The sequence below is a fragment of the Halorubrum sp. SP9 genome (assembly GCF_005435015.1).
Classification (GTDB): Archaea; Halobacteriota; Halobacteria; order Halobacteriales; family Haloferacaceae; genus Halorubrum; species Halorubrum sodomense.
In genome coordinates, this window is sequence record NZ_SGXU01000309.1 from 1 (window position 1) to 517 (window position 517).

1 protein-coding gene is annotated in these 517 nt (G+C 55.1%); it reads right to left on the reverse strand.

Translation table 11 applies throughout. The features are described from left to right. On the reverse strand, positions 1–517 hold a 517-nt coding region (locus EXE45_RS17665), incomplete at both ends, for a nucleotide sugar dehydrogenase (protein ID WP_369333767.1).

Sequence of the window (517 nt, forward strand, 5' to 3'; positions counted from 1 at the left end):
ATTAAGACCTTTCAGTACCATCTCAACGACCTGTCTGTACATACGGTCGTTGATTGAGCGTCCGGCCAAGATCACCTGAGGGTCATGGCCTTCCTGTTGGGCTTTGTAAGTAAGGTAGTACGGGTCCACGCCGATACAGTGGCCGCCGACCAATCCCGGATGATACTCGTGGAAGTTCCACTTCGTCGCCGCCGCATCAATCACCGCGGCCGTGTCAATCTCCATCGTAGTGAACAGCTGACTCAGCTCATTCATCAGCGCGATGTTGAGGTCGCGCTGTGTGTTCTCAATGACTTTCGCCGCCTCCGCGACCCGTATCGTCGGCGTTATGTGCGTCTCTTCGGTCAGAATCGACTCGTAGAGAGCGGCTAATTCCTCCTCCTTCTCGGGGTCACTAGCGGAGAGAATCTTCGTCGTTGAGCGGAGCGTGTGGGAATCATCTCCGGGACTGATTCGTTCCGGGCTGTACGCGATGTGGAAATTTCCGAGTTCCATCCCCGAGTGTTCCTTCAGTATC